Origin of the sequence: Streptomyces sp. NPDC004667, from assembly GCF_040609475.1 — a bacterium.
In the GTDB taxonomy this organism is placed as follows: Bacteria; Actinomycetota; Actinomycetes; order Streptomycetales; family Streptomycetaceae; genus Streptomyces.
The window spans coordinates 55,766-77,593 of sequence record NZ_JBEXKC010000028.1; the positions used below are offsets into that span (position 1 = coordinate 55,766).

23 protein-coding genes and 1 pseudogene are annotated in these 21,828 nt (G+C 70.9%); 13 read left to right on the forward strand and 11 right to left on the reverse strand.

The window, feature by feature from the left end; genetic code table 11:
- Positions 1-10: 10 nt before the first annotated feature.
- Positions 11-1,369, reverse strand: a complete 1,359-nt coding sequence (locus tag ABZW32_RS18000; RefSeq protein WP_356216954.1) for an MFS transporter — start codon at positions 1,367-1,369, stop codon at positions 11-13.
- Positions 1,366-1,905, reverse strand: coding sequence for a winged helix-turn-helix domain-containing protein (locus tag ABZW32_RS18005; protein WP_356216957.1), 540 nt, complete (start codon positions 1,903-1,905; stop codon positions 1,366-1,368). Before ABZW32_RS18005 ends, ABZW32_RS18000 begins: the two co-directional genes overlap by 4 nt.
- A 161-nt stretch (positions 1,906-2,066) precedes the next feature.
- Between ABZW32_RS18005 and ABZW32_RS18010 the strand changes: the two genes are divergently transcribed.
- From ABZW32_RS18010 to ABZW32_RS18030, 5 genes are all read left to right on the forward strand, one after another.
- Positions 2,067-2,537: a MarR family winged helix-turn-helix transcriptional regulator gene (locus ABZW32_RS18010; RefSeq protein WP_356216959.1), complete on the forward strand. Its 471-nt coding sequence runs from the start codon at positions 2,067-2,069 to the stop codon at positions 2,535-2,537.
- Positions 2,538-3,063: 526 nt separating this feature from the next.
- Positions 3,064-3,648, forward strand: a complete 585-nt coding sequence (locus ABZW32_RS18015; RefSeq protein WP_356216962.1) for a helix-turn-helix transcriptional regulator — start codon at positions 3,064-3,066, stop codon at positions 3,646-3,648.
- A 415-nt stretch (positions 3,649-4,063) separates the two neighbouring features.
- Positions 4,064-4,639 (forward strand): ImmA/IrrE family metallo-endopeptidase, encoded by a 576-nt coding sequence (locus ABZW32_RS18020; protein ID WP_356216965.1) that lies wholly within the window; start codon positions 4,064-4,066, stop codon positions 4,637-4,639.
- Positions 4,632-5,849 carry a DUF6545 domain-containing protein gene (locus tag ABZW32_RS18025; protein ID WP_356216968.1) on the forward strand — a complete coding sequence of 406 codons (1,218 nt, stop codon included), beginning with the start codon at positions 4,632-4,634 and terminating at the stop codon, positions 5,847-5,849. Before ABZW32_RS18020 ends, ABZW32_RS18025 begins: the two co-directional genes overlap by 8 nt.
- 196 nt (positions 5,850-6,045) lie before the next feature.
- A complete protein-coding gene (locus tag ABZW32_RS18030; RefSeq protein ID WP_356216970.1) occupies positions 6,046-6,582 on the forward strand; it encodes a hypothetical protein in 537 nt (178 codons plus the stop codon).
- Positions 6,583-6,660: 78 nt separating this feature from the next.
- On the opposite strand, the gene ABZW32_RS18035 is transcribed toward ABZW32_RS18030, so the two are convergent.
- Positions 6,661-7,980, reverse strand: a complete 1,320-nt coding sequence (locus ABZW32_RS18035) for a hypothetical protein (protein ID WP_356216973.1) — start codon at positions 7,978-7,980, stop codon at positions 6,661-6,663.
- A gap of 310 nt (positions 7,981-8,290) precedes the next feature.
- On the opposite strand from ABZW32_RS18035, the gene ABZW32_RS18040 reads away from it, so the two are divergent.
- The gene (locus ABZW32_RS18040; protein WP_356216975.1) at positions 8,291-8,548 is read left to right on the forward strand and encodes a hypothetical protein; all 258 of its coding nucleotides are present in this window, start codon (positions 8,291-8,293) and stop codon (positions 8,546-8,548) included.
- Between the two features lie 121 nt (positions 8,549-8,669).
- Positions 8,670-9,122, forward strand: coding sequence for a hypothetical protein (locus ABZW32_RS18045; RefSeq protein ID WP_356216977.1), 453 nt, complete (start codon positions 8,670-8,672; stop codon positions 9,120-9,122).
- A gap of 105 nt (positions 9,123-9,227) precedes the next feature.
- Here ABZW32_RS18045 and ABZW32_RS18050 read toward each other — a convergent pair whose 3' ends face one another.
- The 4 genes from ABZW32_RS18050 to ABZW32_RS18065 all read right to left on the reverse strand — a co-directional run bounded on the left by ABZW32_RS18050 (position 9,228) and on the right by ABZW32_RS18065 (position 10,993).
- Positions 9,228-9,605 (reverse strand): hypothetical protein, encoded by a 378-nt coding sequence (locus ABZW32_RS18050; RefSeq protein WP_356216980.1) that lies wholly within the window; start codon positions 9,603-9,605, stop codon positions 9,228-9,230.
- Entirely contained in the window at positions 9,602-10,156 is a 555-nt protein-coding gene (locus tag ABZW32_RS18055; protein WP_356216982.1) for an RNA polymerase sigma factor, read from the reverse strand. The genes ABZW32_RS18050 and ABZW32_RS18055 overlap by 4 nt, the downstream gene beginning before the upstream one ends.
- Positions 10,149-10,241: an LPXTG cell wall anchor domain-containing protein gene (locus tag ABZW32_RS18060; protein WP_266846463.1), complete on the reverse strand. Its 93-nt coding sequence runs from the start codon at positions 10,239-10,241 to the stop codon at positions 10,149-10,151. Before ABZW32_RS18060 ends, ABZW32_RS18055 begins: the two co-directional genes overlap by 8 nt.
- 377 nt (positions 10,242-10,618) lie before the next feature.
- Positions 10,619-10,993, reverse strand: coding sequence for a hypothetical protein (locus ABZW32_RS18065; protein WP_356216985.1), 375 nt, complete (start codon positions 10,991-10,993; stop codon positions 10,619-10,621).
- 180 nt (positions 10,994-11,173) lie between these two features.
- Here ABZW32_RS18065 and ABZW32_RS18070 point away from each other — a divergent pair, with 180 nt between their 5' ends.
- The gene (locus tag ABZW32_RS18070; RefSeq protein WP_356216988.1) at positions 11,174-12,688 is read left to right on the forward strand and encodes an immunity 49 family protein; all 1,515 of its coding nucleotides are present in this window, start codon (positions 11,174-11,176) and stop codon (positions 12,686-12,688) included.
- Positions 12,689-12,820: 132 nt separating this feature from the next.
- On the opposite strand, the gene ABZW32_RS18075 is transcribed toward ABZW32_RS18070, so the two are convergent.
- Positions 12,821-13,114, reverse strand: coding sequence for a hypothetical protein (locus ABZW32_RS18075; RefSeq protein ID WP_356216990.1), 294 nt, complete (start codon positions 13,112-13,114; stop codon positions 12,821-12,823).
- A gap of 95 nt (positions 13,115-13,209) precedes the next feature.
- On the opposite strand from ABZW32_RS18075, the gene ABZW32_RS18080 reads away from it, so the two are divergent.
- The 3 genes from ABZW32_RS18080 (at position 13,210) to ABZW32_RS18090 (ending at position 14,827) form a co-directional block, all read left to right on the forward strand.
- Positions 13,210-13,596, forward strand: coding sequence for a hypothetical protein (locus tag ABZW32_RS18080; protein WP_356216992.1), 387 nt, complete (start codon positions 13,210-13,212; stop codon positions 13,594-13,596).
- Positions 13,597-13,667: 71 nt separating this feature from the next.
- Positions 13,668-13,910, forward strand: a complete 243-nt coding sequence (locus ABZW32_RS18085) for a hypothetical protein (RefSeq protein ID WP_356216995.1) — start codon at positions 13,668-13,670, stop codon at positions 13,908-13,910.
- Between the two features lie 20 nt (positions 13,911-13,930).
- On the forward strand, positions 13,931-14,827 hold the full coding sequence (locus ABZW32_RS18090) for a hypothetical protein (protein WP_356216996.1): 897 nt from the start codon (positions 13,931-13,933) through the stop codon (positions 14,825-14,827).
- Between the two features lie 1,127 nt (positions 14,828-15,954).
- Here ABZW32_RS18090 and ABZW32_RS18095 read toward each other — a convergent pair.
- Complete coding sequence (locus ABZW32_RS18095) at positions 15,955-16,692, reverse strand: SDR family oxidoreductase (RefSeq protein ID WP_356216998.1); 738 nt, start codon at positions 16,690-16,692, stop codon at positions 15,955-15,957.
- A gap of 95 nt (positions 16,693-16,787) precedes the next feature.
- Between ABZW32_RS18095 and ABZW32_RS18100 the strand changes: the two are divergent.
- Positions 16,788-16,898: pseudogene (locus ABZW32_RS18100) on the forward strand (LysR family transcriptional regulator); the annotation flags it as partial.
- 758 nt (positions 16,899-17,656) lie between these two features.
- Complete coding sequence (locus ABZW32_RS18105) at positions 17,657-18,253, forward strand: hypothetical protein (RefSeq protein ID WP_356217000.1); 597 nt, start codon at positions 17,657-17,659, stop codon at positions 18,251-18,253.
- Between the two features lie 425 nt (positions 18,254-18,678).
- Here the strand turns inward: ABZW32_RS18105 and ABZW32_RS18110 are convergent, their stop codons facing one another.
- Together ABZW32_RS18110 and ABZW32_RS18115 are read right to left on the reverse strand one after the other, a co-directional pair.
- Entirely contained in the window at positions 18,679-19,914 is a 1,236-nt protein-coding gene (locus ABZW32_RS18110; protein ID WP_356217002.1) for a ParB/RepB/Spo0J family partition protein, read from the reverse strand.
- A complete protein-coding gene (locus ABZW32_RS18115; protein ID WP_356217005.1) occupies positions 19,911-21,071 on the reverse strand; it encodes a ParA family protein in 1,161 nt (386 codons plus the stop codon). Before ABZW32_RS18115 ends, ABZW32_RS18110 begins: the two co-directional genes overlap by 4 nt.
- Positions 21,072-21,828 lie beyond the last annotated feature (757 nt).

The following is a 21,828-nucleotide window of genomic DNA, read 5'->3' on the forward strand; positions in this document are numbered from 1 at the left end:
GGCCATCCCATCACCCCGTCTCGCCGGGGGAAGGCCGCTTCGCCGCAACGGCGTCCTGAAGGACGGGCTCCCGAACGGGTTCCGAGGGTTCCGAGGGTTCCGGGTGATCCGGGTGATCCGGGTGATCCGGGTCCTCGGCCGGGGCCGCGGCCCGCAGCGCCGCCTCGACCCTGCGGTTGCCGGTCATGGTCGAGGTGACGGCGGTCATGGTGAGGAGCAGTCCGGCGGCGGCGTAGAGCGGGGTGCGCACGTCGTAGGTGGTGGCCAGCCAGCCGCCTAGGAAGGCGCCGAACGGGGCGGCGCACATGGCGAGCATGCGGGAGGTGGAGGCGACCCGGCCCATCAGGTGCGGGGGGACGATCGCCTGCCGGAGGGAGGGGGCGAGCACCATCGTGGCGCCCATGCCCGCTCCGCAGACGGCGAGCGCGAGGCCGGCGACGTACGGGTTCGGGGCGGCGGCGAGGCCCAGGACGGCGAGTCCCTCGACCGCGGCCGTGCAGGTCAGCGCGGTGCCGGTGCCGAGTCGCCGGCCGAGGAAGGAGGCGATGCCCGCGCCGAGCAGACCGCCGGTGGCCTCCGCCGTGAGGAGCAGGCCGAAGCCGAAGGTGTCGATGCCGAGACGATCGTGCGCGAAGAGGGCGAGTACGGTCTCCACGGCGATGAAGGCGACGTTCCCGACCGCCGGACGCAGCGCGAGCCCGAGCAGCAACCGGTTGCGGAACACGTACGAGGCGCCGGCCCGCGCCTGTCGCAGCAGCGACTCGCGGGCCTGCGGTACGGGCCGGGGTGCGGCCGGCAGCGACCGTACGAGCAGCGCGGACAGCGCGAAGGACACCGCGTCGGCGAGCAGCGGCACCGCCCGTCCGAGCGCGAGCAGGGCACTGCCCGCGGGCGGTCCGGCGAAGCCGGACGCGGCGGTCTGGGTGCCGCGCAGGCGGGAGTTGGCGCGCTCCAGGAGCGCGGGGTCGCGGCCGAGCAGATCCGGCAGGTAGGCCGTGGCGGCCGTGTCGAAGAAGAGTCCGCCGAGGCCGAGGAGGAAGGCGAGGGCCGCGAGCAGCGGAATGCTCAGCGCGTCGAGCGCGGCTGCCGCCGCCGGTATCGCGAGCAGCACCGCACGTGCGGCGTCCGTGACCCACATCGTTCGCCGGCGGTCCCAGCGGTCCACCAGCGCGCCGCCGAGCACCCCGAAGAGCAGCCACGGCAGCGTTCCGGCGGCCGTGACGACGGCGAGCGCCATCGGATCCCGGGTCAGCGTCAGCGCGAGCAGCGGCAGCGCGGCGTGCGTCACCCCGTCACCGAGCGAGGACACCGTCTGAGCGGTCCACAGGCGTCCGAACCCGGCCGGCAACTTCCGTGATTCCGTTCTCACTTGGCGTCCCCTTCGGTCTGACGGCGCGGCGCCGGGTGGAACAGTGCGAAGACGAGCGAGGCGTCCGGCAGCGAGGGATCGGACAGCTCGCGGTACTCGTCCGCCAGTGCCTCCAGCCGCGCCCCCAGCTCCGCGAACTGCTCCTCGGTGAGCCGCAGGTGCGCCATCCGCACGTGCCGCTCTCCATCCGCCGGTGCCGCCTCCAGGTCCGCCACCGCGTGGCGCATCAGCACGTCCGGCCCTCCCTCGCCCGGATCCGGCAGCACGATCGCCCGCGCGGCCATGGCGTAGTACCGCTCGGTGACCCCCCGGACCTTCCGCGTCCGCACCACCTTGACCAGGCCGGCCCGCTCCAGCAGCCGTACGTGGTAGCTGGAACTCCCCTTGGCCAGGCCCACCCGCTCGGCGATCTGCGTGATCGTCGCGGGCTCGAAGCGGAGCACGGCCATGATCCGGTGGCGCGTGAGATTGGAGACGGCGCGCAGCTGCTCGTCGGTGGTGACGTGGAACGTCTCGGGAAGCTCGTCGGTAGGCATGCCCCCAATGGTCAACGTTTCTTGACCATTGAGCAAGGGGTTTCGCCCGGACTTCCGGAAGATCACCCACTTGACCTCGACCGGGCTTGAGGTCCTACGTTCTCCGTACGGCCTGCACGGCACGCAGGCTCCGCACCCGAAGCACCAGGAGGGGACACCCCATGACGACCCAGCAGCAGCTCTCCGACGCCGAGCTCGCCGGACAGCCCGCCGCCTACTGGACCGGTGTCGCCTACGAGGCGCTCATCGCCTTCACCCGGGCGCGGCAGGCCGAGAAGGGCTACACCCAGCCCCAGTTCTGGCTGCTGCGCAACCTGTCGGAGAACGACATCTCGCCCGACGGCGAGGGGATGACCCTGCCCGAACTGCACGAGGCCATGGCCTCCTACATCCGGCCCGAGGACGACCTGGCGGCGGAGGCCGAGGTGCTCGTGGAACGGGGCTGGCTGACCCGGGACGCCGAGGACCGGCTGTGGCTCACCGAGGAGGGGGAGCAGGCCCGCGTCGACCTCGCACTCAACGGTCCCGCGATCCGCGACGCCCTCCACGAGGGCATCGACGACGCGGACTACGTCACCACGGTGAAGGTGCTCATGCGGCTGATCCGCAACTCGGGCGGGACCGCCGCCTGACGGAGTCGGCGGCGCCGCAGCGCGGCCCCTGCGGGAAGAGATCGGGAAGAGATGCCGTGCGCCGCCCTCCGACGTCGGATCGGGGCCCGAACGGGCTGCCCGACCCGGGGTGCGACCCTCCCCCGTGGGGATCGCTGCCTTCGGGCGGCGCAAACAACCAGCCATGAAGACCCCTCACCTCTCGGGAGGGGCCCGGCCAGCTGGCGGCATGGACAAGATCCTGCTGCACCCTCCGCCCGGTGTCAACAATAGTTTGCACATGACGCCAACTCGGAGACGGACAGCGGCCCTTGGATGCCGACCGGGACCTGGAATCGACCGCCGCCACTGCTTGCTGGTTAGACTTGGTGCGGTCGGCATGCAGTTCGAGTAACTTCTCGCAGGGGCGCCCGCCGCCCCGAGTTCTGCCAGTGCGGCGGCGGTTCCTCCGCCAACGCGGCGGAAGCGGTGATGATCACGGCAGTCACCGTGCGGCCGGACGGGCCGTCACGGCGACGGTCACTCGGACGTGGCAGGAAAGGGATCGATGAGCGGCACGGGCGACCAGCGGGCGCTGCTGATCTCAGAGCGTCTCGACTTCCTGTTCACGCACATCTTCCCGCGGGGCTCAGAGCCCCAGTCGAACGCCGCCGTCAGCCACACCACCGGTGTGCCGCTGGAGTTCCTGCAGGCCCTGCGGGCGGGCAAGCCCGCGGGGCGAACCGTAGAGGACGACGACCCGTTCATCGGCCGGCTCGGACACCTGCTGAAGACCCGCACGACCGACGAGGGCAGGCCCCACACGCAGACGGACGTGGCCCGGGCGTGCGGAAAGTCGCGGATGTGGCTCTACAACCTGCTGGAGGGGAAGAGCAAGCCCAGCCTCGAGTCCACGAAGCTGCTCTGCAAGATCTTCAAGGTGGATCCGTCCTTCTTCACGGATGACCCCCTGGAGGCCCTGGCGAGGCACTTCGGCATCGAGGCCGGCCCCGCGTTCTTCACCCTCCCCGACACCGACGCCCTGGTGCAGGAGACCAAGGACCAGGTGGAGCTCGTGGCACTGCTGCGCGAAGCCGGCGCCCCGGCGGTCCTCAGCCGCTACCTCGGGACGTTGCCCGGCTCCCGGGACTGAGCGGCCTCGCGCCGGCCGCGGGCGTCCTCCTCTGCCCCGGTCGACGGGCTCGGCGGCCCGCCCGGGAAGCCGCCGCCGGAATCATCCGGTTCGTTCCCGATTGCCCCTCCCCCACGGCTTTCCGATCCAGGAAGTACGCCAACCGGAAGCCTGTCCCACTTGATCTCCCTCGCAATGAACGTACAAGCTACTCACTGTGACTCTCCAGACGCGGTCGCCCGCCGTGGGGTCCGGCATCCGTACCGCGGTACGGGTAGCGGGAGGCAGCCACCGGAGCCCGGCTCCTGTTCCACCGCGGCGAACGTCACCGTCGGCGGTCCATGGACGTGGGACCGCGTACGCAGAATCCAGCAGATTCACGAAGGAACCACAGCACGCGTCCCACGTGCTGCGGTTCTTGCAGAAGGGGTAGACCGTGGCGGGAATCCGGGAGACCGTCGGAATCGTCTCAGAGACGCTCCGGGAGATCCGCACCCTCCGCAGATTGCGCAACACCTTCTGCTCGCAACTGGGGCTGCCGGCCCACCCGACCATCGACGAGGTCGTATCGGCCGTCTCCGACCGCTGCGGGATGCCGATCCGGATCCTCCACCTCCCTTTGAAGTACCCGCTCACGGGAGGACTCCTGCGGGGGCCCTCCGAGCTCATCATCGTGGTCGACAAGGACTCGCAGAGCATCCTGCAGAACTTCGTCATCGCCCACGAACTGGCCCACGCCTTCCTCGGGCACGATCCGGAAACAGCAGGACATGACCTTCAGGACGAGCTGCTCGCGAGCCTGGCTCCCGCCCTCAACCCCAAGGTCAGCCGGATGATGCTGGCCCGCACCTACTTCGACGGGCCCGAGTCGACACTGTCCTGCGGGCAGACTCCGCCCGAGCTGGAAGCCGAGACCCTGGGGCGGCTGATCGTCAGCATGATCACCAACATCAGCGGCGACGCCACCACCTCGGTGAGCTCCGCCCTGCGTCACAGGGGGACCGGTGTCTGAGGACACGGCGAACATCGTCTACCTCACCGTCGCCGTGATCGGCTCGTGCACCACCTCCGCGAAGTTCGTCGCCTGGCAGCGGGAACGCTCGCCCGCGCTACGGCTGATCGCCATGTGCTCCGCCTTGGGCGTGGGCGCCTTCGTCTTCGCGACGCCCGTGGTCTACCGGGGCACGGCCGATCTGACGGGCCGGCAGAACCTCGCCGAGCTGCTGGTCTTCCTCTGCATCCTCGGCTTCTTCGCCCATACGCACATCATGTCGCTGCTGTGGCGCCCCTCCCCCTCGGGCGAGGCCGGCCGCAACCCGCTGACCGGGCCGCTCGTCGTCTACGGCGTCCTCGCGGGTGCCCTGATCACCGGATTCCTCGCGGCCGGGCTCGACGACGCACCGCACCCGCTGGACTTCAACGTCACCTACGGCCGGGACCCCGGCGCCCTGGTCATGCTGGGCGCGTTCCAGCTGGGCCTCGGCTACGCCTCGGTCTCCACCGCCCTGCGGTTCCGGCACAACGCCCTCTCCTCCCAGAACGATCCGCGGCTGCGCCGGGCACTGCAGCACATCGCGTTCGCCACCTGGTTCATCGCCGGGTACGTGGCGTGCGTCGGGCCGGCCACCGTGGCCGGCGCCACCGGTTGGCGCGGCCTGGACCCCCTGCACAGCCTCGGCCCGGTCTCCGGCACGATCGGGGCCGTCATCATCAACTGGGGGTTCTCCGGTGCCGCCATCGCCACCTGGCGCGCGGACCGCCGGGACTACCTGGCGCTGGCCCCGCTGTGGCAGCTGACGCGTCGCGCCGACCCCCGGATCGCGCTGACCGAGCCCAACCCGGTGGCGCAGCTCGGCCTGCTCTACGTACGGGACTGGCACCTGATCACGCGTATGGCCGACATCCTCAGCGGCATCCGCAGCCTGCACCCCTACTTCGGCCACTCCCCCGCCGAACGCGTCCGCGGGGCTGCCGCCGGCGCGGGCTGGTCGAAGGACGACGAACGGGCCGCGGCCGCCGCCGCCGTCCTCCTCGGGGCGGTGGCACTCGCCGAGGACGGAACCGGCCGGGCCGGCGGCAGGGGCGTCCCGCTGCCCGGCTCCGAGCTGGAAGCGGCCGCTCAACGCGCCCACCTGGTCCGCATGGCCCGCCTTCTCGACCACCCCGAGGTGCTGGCCGCGGCAGGAGTGGACAAGGACGGGCGGCTGGTGGCCGGCTCCTAGAAGACCGGCCCCGCCGCGTCAGTGGCGCGGAGGGTGCAGTGCCCCGCCCGCCGGGCGGACGTGTCCACCGGTCGATGGACAACCGGTCCATCGGTCGGTTGTCCAGGTCCACCCCTCTCGATCCCTAGCGTTGGAGTGGAAGATCCGGGAGAGCCTCGAAGCGCCCCCGCCACTCACCGAAACGAGGGGTTGCCCCATGAGTCCGTTCCTGACCGCCTTGATCGCCAGCAGCGTGATCCTGGTCATCATCCTGTCCACCGACCTGGGTACCCGTCAGATCACCACCATGCGGCTGCTGCGCTCGATCATCGCGATCGCCATCGTGCTCGCGCTCTTCGTCCATTCGCTCCCCCTGGACGGGAACGACCCCTGGCTCCAGCTCGCCGGAATCGGCGCGGGAATCCTCTGCGGCCTGATCGCCGTACCGTTGCTGCCCGCCCACCGGGGCTCCGACGGCAACGTCTACACGCGGGGCGGCGCCGCCTACGCGATCCTCTGGACCTTGGTCTCCGCCTCCCGCGTGCTGTTCGCCTACGGTTCCGAGCACTGGTTCGGGAAGGACGTCATCATGTTCAGCATCGAGAACAAGCTGAGCGGGCAGGACGTCTACTCGAACGCCTTCGTGTTCATGGCCCTGGCCATGGTCCTCACGCGCACCGGCGTGCTGCTCGCCAAGCGCCGTCGGCTGCAAGGCGCCCCGGCCTCGACGCCCGAGAACTTCGTCGAGGCGTAGAACCGTTCCTGAACGACTCAACGCAATGCGGCGGCGGCGCCGATGTCCCGGGCTTGACGGGCATCGGCGCCGCCGCCGTCATCGCTCCCCCCGTGCGCACGCCATCGCGACACGCCACAGGAACCGTGGCGCCCGCAGATCAGCGGGACGCCTGCGCATGTTGACGACGTCGAGGAACCTCTCGTTCACCCACGCGTCCGTCATGGAGGCCTCCTCCATCCGTTCCGCCATCTTCCTGGCCATGGCGTAGCCGCGGGGATAGGGACCCGTGACGTGCGGCTGTGCCAGGTCGGACAGCGTCGAAATCTCCCATGCCGCGTTCACCACGACCCTGATGCGGTGGAAGTAGGCATGGGCCGGCGCATGGAGGTCGCCGCCCTTGCGCAGGTACGCGGCGAGGCACGACGCGTGCAGAAGGGCACTGGTCATGCCCTGCCCGTACACCGGGTTGAAGGAGGCTACGGCATCCCCCGCGACGAACAGTCCCCCGGGCAGGCGCTCCACGTCCCACCACCGCCTGCGCGAGGAGTGCGCCATGCTGTAGGTCTCGACCTCGCCGATCAGCTCGCACCGGTCGGCGACGACCCCGAAGGGGCTCGCGTCCATCTCCCCCATGCGCCTGCGGAACTCGGCGGGGTCCCGGGTCGGGCGCTTCCCGGCGTACGCCGCTATGACCGCCATCCACTGGCCGCCCTCCACCGCGGCCATGGCCCCGGTGTCCGGCTGCCCGCCGGTACCGCTCGCGGCGGCGGGCAGCTGGTGCGCCACGCGCACCCCGGGCAGCTCCGTTCCCCTGCGGAAGCGCGCGGTGGCGTAGCCCAGATCGATCCGCATGCGGTCGACCGGGGGCTCCGGCCACCCCTCCTCCCGGAGCCAGGAGGCCAGCCGACTCGACCGGCCCGTGGCGTCGACCACCGCGTCGGCCGGCACCACCTGCACTTCGCCGGAGTCGGCGGCGCGGACGCGGACGCCGACCACGCGCGCGCCCCGGATGTCCAGGCCGCACGCCGCGCCCACCCTCACCGTGACCCCGTCGTCCAGCAGGGTCCGGCGGCGGATGTGCTCTTCGAGGAGGCCGCGGCTCACGCCGATCAGCTCGTTCCCGGGAACGCTGACCTTCCGCCGTCCGTTCGAGAAGAGCTGGATCTCGCTCCCGGACCCGAGGACGGCGCCATCGGCGACCAAGTCCTTCGACAACCCGGGAAACCAGCGTTCGGCCTGCGTCCGTCCCATGTCGAGCAGCGCATGGAGCTGCCCGCTCTGCGGCACACCGCGCCTCGCGGCCGTCGCGGCAAGTCCATCGGGCTCGACGACGGTGACCCGCGTGCCAAGGCTCCGCAGGGCCCGTACCGCGGCCAGCCCCGCGATGCTTCCCCCCAGGACGACTACGTGCTGCACGTGCTCCCCCTCCTCCATCGACTGCCCTCACCCCTTCGGCGGCCCGCGCACGGCCCCGGCACAGCACCCTAGGGCCGTTCTGATCAACGACCAATGTGAGCGGGGGGCTTGGTTGGCGAGAACGCGATCAGAAGATCCACTACGACCGCGGTGCCCGGCCACGCCCCGGTCCTCGTGCATGCCGAACCGTTGGCCGGATCGGGCGTGCCGTACCCCGGATGGCCGCGGGGACGGGTGACAACGGTGGCAGGCCGCCGGGTCGTACCCGAGGCTCGTTGACGGGGGCGAGGACGAGGGAAGGGCGGCACCCATGCCGGAAGCCGACGAAGAAGGCCTCACCGCGCGCCCGGTCGGCACGGTGGCCCGGGATCGGAGCAGAGCCGAACGCCTCAAGGGTGCGGTCATGCGCACCCATCTGCTCCCCGCGTTCCTTGTCCTCACGGTCATGATGGTGGCCCTGTGGCTCATGGGCATGCCGTTCCTCCAGGCCCTGACGATCTCCACGGCGGTGAAGATCGTGGTGGTCCTGCTCGAACTCCGCCGGGTGCCCGACTCCCCCGGGCCCTGACGCACGCGTCCGCCGCCGCAGGCCGTAGGCCGTAGGCCGTAGGCCGTAGGCCGTAGGCCGCAGACAGGTTCCGAGGTGACGTGGGGTAGTTTCGGCGGCACCGACCGACGAGGAAGAGGACATGCAGACAGCTGGTGCCGAGGTCTTCTCCTGCGCCGTGTGCGGCGCCGGCTTGTCCGTGCCGGTGCGTGAGGTGCCACCGCCCCCGGACGACGAGGTCTGGACGCCACTCGACTCTCCCGTGGACCCCTGCCCGCCCAGAATGGCGGCGGGCACCTACACCCGAGACCCGGAACCGGGGCGCATCGCCTGGGGCTCGCCGCCCAAGGGCTCGCGCAGGTCCCGGGCCGGGCACGAGCCCGGGGTTGACCTGCTGTTGAGCCCGGCCGACCTGGTCGGTACCACGAAGATCCTCAGCCGATGGGGCGGCTGCTGCGGGCCGGGCGGGCACGAGGGGCCGAACCTGGCGTGCGAGGGGTGCGGGGCGCAGGTGGGGCTGTGGATCGGTGACTGCTACACCTGGCTGGAGGTCGTCCTCAACGGACGCCTGGTCAGGCGTTCCCCGGCGGCTTGAGCACCTCTTCGCCGTCCCGTCGGCAGTCGTGTCCCCCTCCCCCGCGGGAGGGGAGAGGGACCACCGGCGCAGCGGCTCACCCGACCGGGTCGAGTCGGCGGCAGGTCACCCCGGCCCGTAACGGGCGGGCCCGGCAACGCCCGGGGTGGGGACCGCGGCACCCGCGGCGTGCTTCCGGTCCGGCCGGGGTGCGTGAACGGCCCCCGCGGGCTCCGCGACCGTCAACGTGCACCGGCCGTCCTCGCAGGAGCGCTGCAGCCGGCCCCGCGAGATGGTCTGCATCAGGCCGATGGCCCAGCACATCGGGCAGCCGCGCAGTGCCAGCACGCCGACCGGCAGGAGCAGCAGGCTGACCGGGCCCGTGACCGGGACGAGCGCGACCGAGGCGATGAGGCTGCCGAAGCCGATCAGGCCGCGGATCAGGTGGCGGGGCAGGGACGCACTCGCGAAGTCGGGGCCGTCGGCCCCGGTGGTCTTCTTCATGCGGTGTCTCCGGTCGTGGGTCGGGGCGTGGCGCGCAGGGACTGCTGGACGGAGGCGCGAGCGCGGTGCAGGCGCGATTTCATCGCCGCGGTACTGAGCCCGAGCGCCTCGGCGGCCATCCGTCCGCTGTAGCCCTGGATGTCCCGCATGATCAGCACGCGGCGCTGCTCGGCCGGCAGGGCGGCCACGGCGGCGGCCACCCGGCCCGCCTCGATGCGCTGCAGGGCCACCTCCTCGGCCGAACTCACGGCGGCATCCGGCAGGGGTGCGTCGGACCGCATCGTCCGCGCGCGCCGCAGGCACTCGTTGCGGACGATGCGGAACATCCACGAGGCCAGCGCACCGGACGCCCGTAGCGTCCCGATCTTGCGGTAGAGGATGATCAGGGCTTCCTGCGCGGCGTCCTCGGCGTCCTCGGGAGTGGCGCAGAGCGAGCGGGCGAATCGCCGTACGTTCGGGTGCGAGCCCGCGACCAGTGCGGTGATCGAGTCGACGTCGCCGCGCTGGGCGTCGACGACGAGCTGTTCGGCGGGCCAGGACGCGTCAGCCACGGGCTTGCTTCCGCTTGCGCGTGACGAAGTAGGCGCACGTGCAGAGCAGCACGGCTCCGGCGGCGATGGCGATACCGATGAGCATGAAGACCTCCTGTTCCCGTGCCGACGATTGTCGGCACACGTATAGGAGGCGCGTGCCCGCCGAAAGGATTCGGGCCGTCCGGGGAAATGTCGATCGGCGCGGGGAGGAAGCAGGTCGGCCCCGGCTTCCGCCGACAGTCGTGGCAGCCGGGACCGCCCGCGATGGGCATGGCGTGCGGCCCGCGGCGCGGGCGGAGGTCCGGCCCGCGCAAGCCTTGTACGCCATCCACAACCTGCCGCCGCGCCCACGCCCGCGGCCGGCCCTACCTGATGCGCGACGTCAACATCGGCGCAGACGCAAGCTTCTGATTATCCATCAGATTCACGCGTCCCGCAGGACGTGCCGAGCGGGTACGGGATCCGCTTCCGTGGCAGGCCTCAGGCCGACCTGCGGCGCATCGCCCGGCGGACCCCGTACAGGACCACGATCAGCACGATGACGACGAGCACGACGATCAGCAGTTTCGAGAAGAGCCCGCCCTTCTTCTTGCTCTTCTTGCTCTTCTTGGTCTTCTTGTCGCCGGTGACGGCCTGGACCCGGGACGACGTCGGTGCGCGGAGACCGGCTGCCACACCGGCTCCCACCTGGAGGGAGTTCTGCGCCTGCGCCGCGGCGGCGGGCGCCTGCCGGGCAGCCGGTACGGCCGCCTCCGCGGCTGCCGCCGGGCCCAGCAGCAACCCGGCGAGTATGAAGAGCGGTACGAGGGCCGCCGCCCTTGCCGGACGCTTCCTGGAACTGCTGTTGTTCGTCACTGTCTCCCCTGTTCTCCAACGCCCTGACCGACCGGTGGAATCCGGACAGCCGGGGTACTGGAGCATCGTCGACGAGTTGGACCGGCGCGGCAAGGACATGGAACGCGTGACCTTGTCGAACCGCCCCTGCCCGGTAGACCCGTGATCACGCTGTCACACCCTCCCCGTAGAGTCGGAGGGGTGAATCAAGACGACGCCCTTCACCCGACGGACACCGCCGAACTGCTGCGCGGTGTCCACGCGCGGCTGCTGCCCCTGGCCGCGTTCACTCCCGAGCTCATAGGGGCCATGCGCTACGCGCGCGTGGTGGCCGACGGGCTCGTCTTCGCGTACGCCCTCGACGGACCCACCAGCGTACGGATCCTCACCGACAGGGACGTCGAGCGTGCCGGGCTCCAGGAACTGGGGCAGGCGGCGTACGCGAACCTGATGCGGGTACCCGTCGAGTACGCGGAAGTACTCACCGAAGAGGGGGTACGGCTGCACTCCGTCTACGGCGACTCCCACTTCATCGCCGCCAAGGCCCTGTTCCTCTCCGAGACGGCCCGGCAGGTCACCGGTGAGCCGCTCCCCGACTCCGGCGCCCTCGTCGTCGTGCCCAGCCGGCACAACCTGGTGTTCCACCCGGTCGGCGACGGAACCGTGGTCGGCGCGGTCAACGCCCTCGCCGCCTACGCGTTGGGCGCCCACGAGGACTCCGGACAGGGCGCCCTGTCGCCGCAGGTCTACTGGTGGCACGACGGCGGCCTGACCTCGCTCACGGTCTTCGACGAGGAGACCCGCACCTTCTCCCTGCAGCCCCCGCCCCAGCTGCTCGCCCTGATGAAGGGCCTGGTCCGGCTCGACGGCGCCGGCCGGATCGCCACCCGCACCGCGGACAAGGCTCCCGACGTCGACGAACTGGCAGAAACGACCCTTGACTCGGTACGGCGTCTCGCCACGGACCCCGCAGGGCTGGGAGGCGCGTTCGGCTCCGCCGTCGCGCTCGCCCACGCCCGCTGCGCCGAAGACCCCGACGCGTCGGGCATCGACACGTGGGACGCCTGGGCCACCTCGGTACAGCTCGGCTCCGCGCTGTTCACCGGCGCGGGACCCCAGCAGTGCCACCTCGGCGAAGACCGCGTCGGCCGGCTGCCCGCCACGCCCGCCGACCCGCCCGCGGACGCCCGCGCCTGGCTCGACGCCCTGTACCTCGCGATCGTGTGCCGCCAGACGGACCGGATCGACCGGCTGTGCGCGGTGCCGCCGGCGCGGCTGCGGGAGGACGACTCCGTCGACGCGTACGTCCTGCACTGGGTCGACACCCTGCGGGCCTACTTCTCCCGGCGGTCCATGGACGAGGTGGTGGAGAAGCTGCTCGCCACCATGGAGTCGTCCATGCCGGAGCGTTTGACCCACGCGCCGAAGGACTTCGTGAACCGGATCGACTACCAGCCCGTCGCCCTCTTCCACCGCCTCGTTGCGGGTGACCCCGACGCCTTCGCCGAGACGCTGGCGGAAGCCCTCGCGGAACACGCCGGGTACTGGTCCGGGTCGGCGGCGCCGCGCGCCCGTCTCGCCCTCGGGCCGCTCGCGATGGCGAGCATGGCGTACGAACGCGGCTTCCCCGTCGACCCGAAGCAGCCCGGTCTGCCCGCCTACCTGCTCGACGGAAAGCGGATCGAGGACATCCCCGAATCCGGGGACCCCTCGTAACCGTGCCGTAGACATTGCCGTAGGGGGCACGAACCGAACGCGAGCCGGCCCAGCAAATGGCGCCGAGCAGTCGGGTGCACACCGGCCGACGCCGGACGAGCACCCGACTCCGGCCTGGGCCGCGAGCGGCGGTTACCCGTAAGGGTGTTGACCGGCGATCGTGATGAGCTGGACGTCCATCTCGTCGGCCTGCGCGCAGAGGATGCCCGCGACCGTGCGCATCGTGCCCACGTCCAGCCTGTCCCGGTTCGCCTGGCCGCCCTCTGCCGTCCACGCGAACTCGCCCGACTGCGCCTGCAGCTCGAACGCCCGCGCCATGTCGCGCAGCATCGCCGTGACGTCCTGCACGGCCATGTACAGCTGCCCATCGGCGCCCCGCCGCACGGGCGTCTCCGCGTCCGTGTGCCGCCGGCCCATCTGCCTCACCCCACTGAGATCATGCCCCACCAGGCGGTGTGTCCCCTGCCCGGTCCCATCTTGCTCTCACGGGCGCCGTCGGCGAAGGGATTCGGACGGGATGCGTGTCCGGGCCGGGAACGGGGTGGCGCCAGCGGTCGCCGCGGCGGCTCAGCCGAGCCCTCGGGCTGGAACAGCCCGCCACCGAGGACCAGCAGCGCATCGTGGAGGCACTGGCGCGACTCGGTGAGCCGGAGTACGTACTGCCCTCCGGTGTCCGCCTCGAACTGGAGAGGGCCGCACGGCAGCTGCGGCTGTTCGCCGCCCACCGGGCCGGGAACGGCGGCAGCGGGCACCGCAAGCTCGCCAACGAGATCAGCGAGCCCGCCCGTCAGGACATGCCGCTCCCCGACCACGACTCCGCCGATGCCCCTCCGGTCTCGCTGCGGGACGCGTACGTGCGGTTGCTCGCCCCGGCGAGGGGGAACGGCTACTGGAGTCCTTCGAACTGAGCCTGACGCCCGGCTGCGTCGCGCTCCTCGACACGGCGGACCTGCTCCTGCACGCAGGGGACGGCCGGAACGTGCTCAGCCGTACGGTCGCCGTCTGCCAGAAGCGGGGCGTACCGCTCACCCTGACCTGCCGCACCCGCGACGGCAACGCCCTCCAGGACCTCCCCGGCAGGACACCGTCCGACGTCGTCTTCCACGTCGGCGACTTCCACAGCGACGACTTCCACAGCGGCGAGGAGCTGGAGCGCGCCCTGTCCACGTACTACTGCACTACCTGCCGACGGCCTCCCCCACCACCCGGGCAAGGGCAGTAGCGGCGCTGCTGGAGGCCGTGGTGCGCGGGCTGCCCGTCCGCGAGGTGCTCGCCGGGCCGCTGACGCTCCGCATGCTCTTCGAGGTGTACGCACCGCAGCCACCCGCTCCCGAGATCGACGCCGCGGGGCTGTACGAACGCCACTGGGAGCGGCGGGTCCGCGACGACGCCCGCCACGGGGCCGACGGGCACACCGTGCCGCACTCTCCGGACCTCTCCTGGCCGGCCCAGTCCCTCGCCCACCTCATGTTGCACGACGCAGCGGTGGCCCTGCCCGTCGCGGACGCGGCCGGCCGCCTGCCCGGGGCGAACCCCGAAGCCGGCGCAGACGATCCGCTGGAGCTGCTGGTCCAGCCCGACCGTCGCTCCAGCGTCCGCTCCTTCAACCAAACGCTGTTCGAGTACGCGGCGGGCCGCTACCTGCTGTGCTGTCTCAGGCCCGAGCCGGACCCGCAGGACGCGGTGCCGAGCGGCCGCGGTGGCGAGCACTGCCTGTGGTCATGGCTGGTCAACCTGAACCCGAACAGCGCGAGCAGCCAGGGCAATCAGGCGGTACGGCTGATCGATGCCCTGGCCGAGCACCGCAGCGAGTGGACGGCCGAGCGGATGCGGGAGCTGTCGCGCCGGCCGAACGCCATCGCTCTCGCGCCCAGGCCCTCCAGTGCGTGGCCGTCATCCACCGGCGTACGGGCGATCCGGAGTGGGACGCGCCCTTCCCGGTCGCGGCCCGGATCGCCCAGCGGCTCGGTACCGACAGGGGCCCTCCGGCTGGAGGCGGGTACGAGCAGGACGGGAGCGGCTCCAGCAGCACGTGGGCCCGTACGCCGGCGGAGGAGTGGCGGCAGGCCCGGGCGGCGCTGGACGCCCACTGGTTCGCCGCCGCCCTCTCCGCCCCCGGCAGGTCTCCCGGGGAGGTGATCCGTGACCTGGCGACCGAGGGGGAAGAAGCTGTTCGGCGTACCGAACTCCCGGCTGCGGGCGATGCTCGGCCGGGTCGACACGCTGCTGCGCGAGGCAGCCGACGGTGTGCCCGAGCTCTCGGAGGAGACCGTAGCCCTGTGCCGAGGCCGGGACACGGTCACCACCATCACGGAGCTGGCGGCGGTCGTCCCGTACCCCTCGGCCGGGAGGCCGCTCTGCTCCGCTCGTTCCTCCGCTGCCGTGTCGCGCCGCCGGGCACGCGGGAAGTCGTCGCCGCGGCGGTCGACACCGTGGCCGGGCAGATCCGGCTCTCGGCCGACAGGGCGTCGATCCACGACTCGGGGGCCGGTTCCCTGACGGAGCGCCGCTGCGAGTTCGACCCCGGTCCGGCAGTCGAGGTGGCACTGGAAGTGGCCCGTCGGACGGCGGGCTCCGGCCTGGGGATCCCCACCATGTCACCCGGCTGGGATGGAAATGGCAGAAGCCGCCGACCCTGCTGGCCTCAACCGCGGACCGCGAGGACTGGCTGCGGCTGATCGGGGGCCTGGGCGACGGCCCCAGGCGATGCTCCAGAAGGCCCTAAGGCCCTCGACACGGCCGCCGCCCGCCGCCGGGAGGAGGACGTACGCGCTGACGCCGCCTAAGAACTGGCGGCCAGCCCGTGCCGCGGCGACATGGCCATGACTGACCTCCGCGTCGCCGCGGTACGCCACCGCAGAACCCCGCTGAAGGAACGCCGGTGGCCTGCGGTCCTGCAGCCGGCGGAGGTATGAGGACCGGGGTACCTGCCCCGCTCCCCCGCTCCCCTCGGCTGGTGGCGCTGACCTGTGGCGGTAGACCGCTGCGTACGCGCGGCCGAACGAGGCTCCGGATCCGAAGAAGTCGGCACGAGGGCGGCCCTCTTCAGCACAAGCAGCCGTCCTCACGGGCCTCCGCAAGCCGTGAGACCGCACGTCTTGCCGTGCCCGACTTTTGTCCGCGGACAAAAGTCGGGGGCAGCTCTCACCCGGACCCGCCATCCGCACACGCCCACCCCCCGCCACCAAATCGCCCCCCGGGCCCTCCTCCCGGAGGCCCGACTTTTGTCCGCGGACAAAAGTCGGGGCGTAGAGCATGTCCCGGGCTTACCAGGGAACGACGCCCTCGTCGTCGAAGAACGCGCCGGACGGGCCGTCGTCCGGCAGCGTGGCGAGCCGGATGGCCGTGGCCGCCCCCTGCTCCGGGGTGCGGTTCCCGAAGAAGCCGGTGAAGTCGGTCGCGCACAGGCCGGGGCAGGCGGCGTTGATCAGGATGTCCGTGTCGGCGAACTGCCGGGCGTACTGCACGGTCACGGCGTTGAGGAACGTCTTCGACGGCGCGTAGGCCGCCATGATCGCTCCGAGCTCGATGTCCGGGTCGGCCTGCCGGGTCGTGGAGCCGACGGTGCTGGAGATGTTGACGATGCGCGGCGAGGACGAGCGGCGCAGCAGCGGAAGCATTGCGTTCGTCACCCGGATGACGCCGATGACGTTGGTCTCCACGACCCTGCGGACCAGGTCGGGGTCGAGAGTCGTGGGGTCCTGCACCCAGCCAGGACCCATCTCTCCGGAGATGCCCGCGTTGTTGACCAGCACGTCCAGCCCTCCGGCTTCACGCTCGATCAGTTCTGCGGCGTCGGCGACGCTCTGGTCGCCGGTCACGTCCAACGGCACGCCGAACGCGTCGGCCCCGGCGGCGCGCAGCTTCTCGACGGCGGTTTCGAGTCGGTCTGCGTCCCGCGCTCCGACGGCCACCCGGTATCCGAGGGCTCCGAGGCCGGTGGCGATCGCGTAGCCGATTCCCTTGTTCGCACCGGTGACCAGTGCGATCTTCGTTTCGCTCATGTCGTCCATGCTCGCGCCCAGGTAAGCGCGCTGGCCAACACCGATCGGGTTCGCTGCGATACCCGGTAGGTATTGCTGGGTACGCTGTCGCCGCCCTGGACGTCTTGGAGACCCGCGAGCCGAGATGCCTCGTAGCCGTCGCCGAGGAGCTTCACTTCGGCCGGGCCGCCGAACGCCTGGGCATAGCCCAGCCGCCGCTGTGCAGGTGCCGGTCGACTCCCTCGCCGGGCTCGACAGCGAGGAGCTACTTTCGCCGAGGGCCGCGAGACCACGCGCGTGAGATCGCCTCGGCAGTGCTGCATCCGGCCTGACCGGCCGTGTCGGTCAGACTTCGCTGAGACTCGTCGGACTTCGCGGCGACAGGACTCCGGACTTTTGTCCGCGGACAAAAGTCGGCCTCGCCCACCCGGTGGGCAGACCCCGGTCTACGGACTCCTTGAGCCCTCTCGGGCGGATTCCGTCACCCTGCCCGGCGACCGCAGGTCAGTCGGAAAGTGGCTGAGCGGCGGCGTGATCACCGACTGGTCAACGGTGCGATCGGTCAGTCTCCTGATGAGCTGACGGCCAATCTCCACTCCGCCCCGGACAGCCGCTGAACGCTGCAGCAATCGCCTGAGGCGACGACACGGCGTGGCCACACTCACCTGCAAGCCGTGCCCGCACCGGAAGAACACAGGCGCTTCGTAAGCCGCCGCGCTCCCCCACCATCGGCTTCCAGCGCTGCCCGACTTTTGTCCGCGGACAAAAGTCGGCGGCGGCTCTCGACCGGACCCGTCATCGGGATGCGCCTGTGTCCTGTCTCATCGGTCCTTGACCGGTCTCACTGAAGTTTGACGACCGCCCCGTTCGTCTCATCGAAGCTTGACCACCGCCTCGTGGATCAGGCGTGCACCACAGCTGAGCACCGACCCAGCTCTGACGGTCTCCCGCCGGCGGTGTCGGAGGCCCCGGATACGGTTGCTGGGTGAACGGATCGAATGCTCCAGCCTGCGTGCCTGCCCACCGCCGCGCGTTGCTGCCTCTCCTGGGTACTGACGAGGAGGCCGTCGCCTTCTTTGCAGGGATCGCAGACCTCGACGCAACTGCCCCGGCCGACCACTTGCTGGAGGACGGGATTCGGCTCGCCTCCGGGGCCCGGCTGGAGCAGTTCGCGCGGGCGGGCTCGGGAGACGCGTTCTTCTTCGTTGGGGAGGACGGCGAGGAACGTCCGGTTGTGTACGTGAGCCTCGATGGCGAGGCGGGACCGCTTGCCCTCGGACTGCCGGAATTGGTTCGGCTGTGCCTGGTGGCACCGTGGTGGCGTGATGCTCCCGGACGGACGGCCAGAGAACTCCAGACGGTTGCCGACGAGTATCGGGAGGACGTGCCCGACCTCGACCAGCGACGCGACCGTGCAGCCCGGGCGCTCGGTCTCGATCCGGCCGGACTGCCGTCCGAGGCGGCGGCCCTGGCCCGACTCGTAGAGCTCTCCCGGGGGCCGGTCGCTGCGGCCTGCCTCGTCGTCGGGTACGAGGGCGATCCGCTCGACCCCCTGTTCAGCGCCGCCCCCAACCACCCCTGACTGACTCGACTATCCGGACAGGTCAGTGTCGGGACGGCCAATGGTCCGCAGCCCTGACCGCTGCCTGCTGGCCAGCGGCGAGCGGTCAAGGTTCAGTGAGATCGGTCAAAGTTCGCTGAGACAGGACAGCCTGTCCCCCGCCCCCTGCGCCTCTACGCGAGACCATGCGGCGCTGCCATCCGGCGGGTACATCGGGGCCGTTCACCCCTGCCTCGACACATCCTTCCTGATGTCACTTGAGCGGGCCGACGGCCGCCGCCACTTCCTCCGCCACTGCCTCCGCCAGGACCACGACGCGGTCACTCCGTGCGCCGCATCGCCTCACGCCCCCGGAGCCCTCCTCCCGGGGGCCCGACTTTTGTCCGCGGACAAAAGTCGGGCCCCACCGCGATGTGCGGTGGGGCCCTGGCTGGGGTCGACGGGGGCTAGCCTCGCCGGTTGTTCTCGATCAGGAGCATGGTCAGCTCTGCCCGGTGCTTCGGCGACATGTTGGCCCAGATCGCCTCGTACATCGCCCTCGGGTCCTGCCACAAGACCGACGGCGTATCCGTGGTCCGGGTCTGGGAAGGGATCACGCCCTCCGGCTCGCGCTCGTCCGCGTACTCGCTCTCAACCGGCTGAACCGGCTGAACCGGCTCCGGAACGGCAACCGGCACCGGTGCGGGCACGGGTACGGGCGCGGAAGGAAGAACCGGTACGGGAAGAGGCGCTTCGGCAACCCGCTCGGCGGCCGGAGCCGGGGGCTCCTCACGCACGGGCGGCTGGGGCTCGGGGTCCCGACTCTTGTCCGCAGACAAAAGTCGGGCCGGCTGTGCAGCCGGTTCCGAGTGCTGCGGCACTCCCCCGGTCTGCTCCGCCACGGGCTCCTGGGCGCTCCGCAGGATCTCCCGCTGCGCCGCCTTCACCTCGGCTTCCTGCTGCTTGTTCTGCTGCAGGAAGCCGAGGAGCTCGGCCGCGCCGACACCCGGCCGGTCCTTCGCAGCACGCGCCAGGAGCCGCCCATCGCGCTCGGGCAGTTCACCGGAGCTGAGCCGGATCTGGATCTCTTCGGGCAGCTCCAGCAGCACCAGCTGGTTGGTGACCCAGGACGGCGAGCGCCCGAGCCGCTCCGCCGCACGGGACTTGGCTCCGTGCTCCCGGCCCTCCTCGGCACAGGACTCCACCAGCTGCTGCACACCCCGCGCGCGCTCGATGACGTCGAAGTCCTCGCGCTCCAGGTTCTCGGCCAGGAGGTGGTCGATGAAGTCGGTTCGGGAAGCCGCGAGGTCGTCGCGTACGACGAAGTCGAGGGATTCCAGCCCGACGTGCAGGGCACTGCGGAAGCGGCGCTCACCGTTGATGAGGACATGGGTCGCCGAGCCGATCCGGGAAGCGTGGTCCGGCCACAGTGCGAGATACGCGCTGCGCGTGGTGACGACACAGGCGGACAACTGCGCCTGACGCAGTTCCTCGCCGAAACGGGTCTTGTCCTCGTCCGTGCCGAAGTTGCGACGGGGGTTGAGGGGGCTGGGGGAGACCTGGTCGAGGGGGAGCCGGATCAGCTCGTAGGACGGTACGTCGCCCTGCGCTATGGCCTTGGCCCGGCCTCGCTCGCTGCGGCCGCCGGCCCGGCGGGCGTTGCTGAAGGCGGCGCCGGTACCCAGCAGGTCGCTCTTGCTCATGCCGCGATCCTCCGGGCGATCTCGCGCATGGCCTCGGACTGCTCGCAGTCGGGTGCATAGTGCAGCAGCGGCAGCTTCACGCGGACGGCTTCACGCTGCTCCTTGAGGTCGGCGATGACCGTGATGACCGGCGGGTCGCCGAACTCCTTCCAGCTGTTGAGCGAGGAGGTGACGACGTACCCCTTGCGGCTGTCGTAGAGGTTGACGACGAAACCGAGCTGGGCGATCTCGATGTCGAGGTCGTCGATGAGGTCCTCGAGCTGCTCGGTGAGCATGTCGTACGCGTCGGCGGAAGTGTCCTCGGCCTGGACGGGGACGATGATGCCGGAAGTCTTCGTGGCCTCACCGTCGCGGGTGCGCGCGTAGTAGAGCGCGGTGTCCATGGTGTAACCGAGGCTGGGCGGGCAGTCGACGACGATGTAGTCGAACTCCTTCTCCAGCTCCTCCAGCGCCTTCTCCAGCGCCGTCTCCTTGGTCCGGACGTGCCGGGTGGTGGCGAGGCGGGCGTCGAGGAGGAAGGCGTCCTTGCAGGAGGGCAGGAGGAACAGGCGCCCGGCGAAGACCCCGTGCTCGATGGGGACGAGAAGGTCGCGAACGCGGCCTTCGATCTCGCCCAGCATGTGCTTGGCGAGGCTGGGCTCCTTGATGGAGAGCATGTCGGCACCCAGGTGACGCGTCAGGTGCCCCTGCGGGTCGAAGTCGATGACGCAGACCCGGGCGCCGGTCTCGGCCAGGGCCTGGGAGACGCCGTTGCTGATGGCGCTCTTGCCGACACCGCCCTTCTGGTTGCAGACCACGATCCGGCGGGCGCCCTCGTTCGCGGGACGGCGGCGACCGGCGGGGGAGGGGTGGGTGTCGAGCCAGAGCCTGATGGACTGGGCGAGGCCTTGGTTGTACGGGACCTCACGCGCGCGGCAGTCGTCCTTGAACTCCCCGTACAGGCCGGTGGGGAGGTAGGTGGAGAACGACGATGCGCCCGAGGTGTCCACGGGGGTGGCCGCCGAGGCGTCGGCGCGCCAGGCGCGCACCCCCTCGGTGACGGCGTCCTGGATGTCCACGCCCAACTGGGCTGCGCGGACCTTGAGTTCCTGCCGCAGGGACGCCGGCAGCTTGGCAACTACCTTTTCCCTGACTTCCGGGTCGTATGGAGCGGTCATGCGGGTACCTTACTAACCTTCTTGGGGGAAGGCGAAGAGGCACACCGAAGAATCTTGTCCGGCTATGCGCGGAGTTCACCCGAAACAGGAGCGGTTACCTCGGGGGAGCCGCGATGCCGACACGGCTCCGTCCGCTCCCTGACACCCGTCCCGACCTCCTCAACTCCGCCCTCCCGGCCCTCCTCCACACCCGGACCACTCCGCTCACGGGCCCGGAGGCAAGCCGGGTAGGGGAGTGGTGGGGCCGGGGGGTAGGGGAGCGGCCCCACCGACCACCCAACCAGTGGGAGAACCTGGGCCAACTGCACCCTGATACAGACCGCCGAAAACGGGGTCCGACAGCTGCAAGAGCCAGCGACGGTCTGGTTCCGGCGCGAGCAGGCTGTGTCGGACCGCGATGACAGACCCGGTGTCATGGACTCCGTAAGCTCCGATTCCGGAAACCGGTCAACGATCGAGGACGTCATCCGTACCGTGCTGGGCACGGATGCCGCCGAACGATTCCTTTCCCTGATCAGCCGATCGGTGGGGTTCGTCGCGCGAGCCGACCTCTCGGAGGCGGGCAACGTGATCGGGGGTCGGCCGCAGACCACCAGCCGTTCGCATGAATCTGACGGACCACCACACGGCGCCAACGAACCCACACTGCCGCCCACTGCTGTCGCAGGCCAGTCCGTCACCCTCACCGCCCCACTGAGCGACCGAGGAGGCCCATCACAGCGGTTTCTGCGAGGCAAAAACCGCTGTGCGGCCCTCT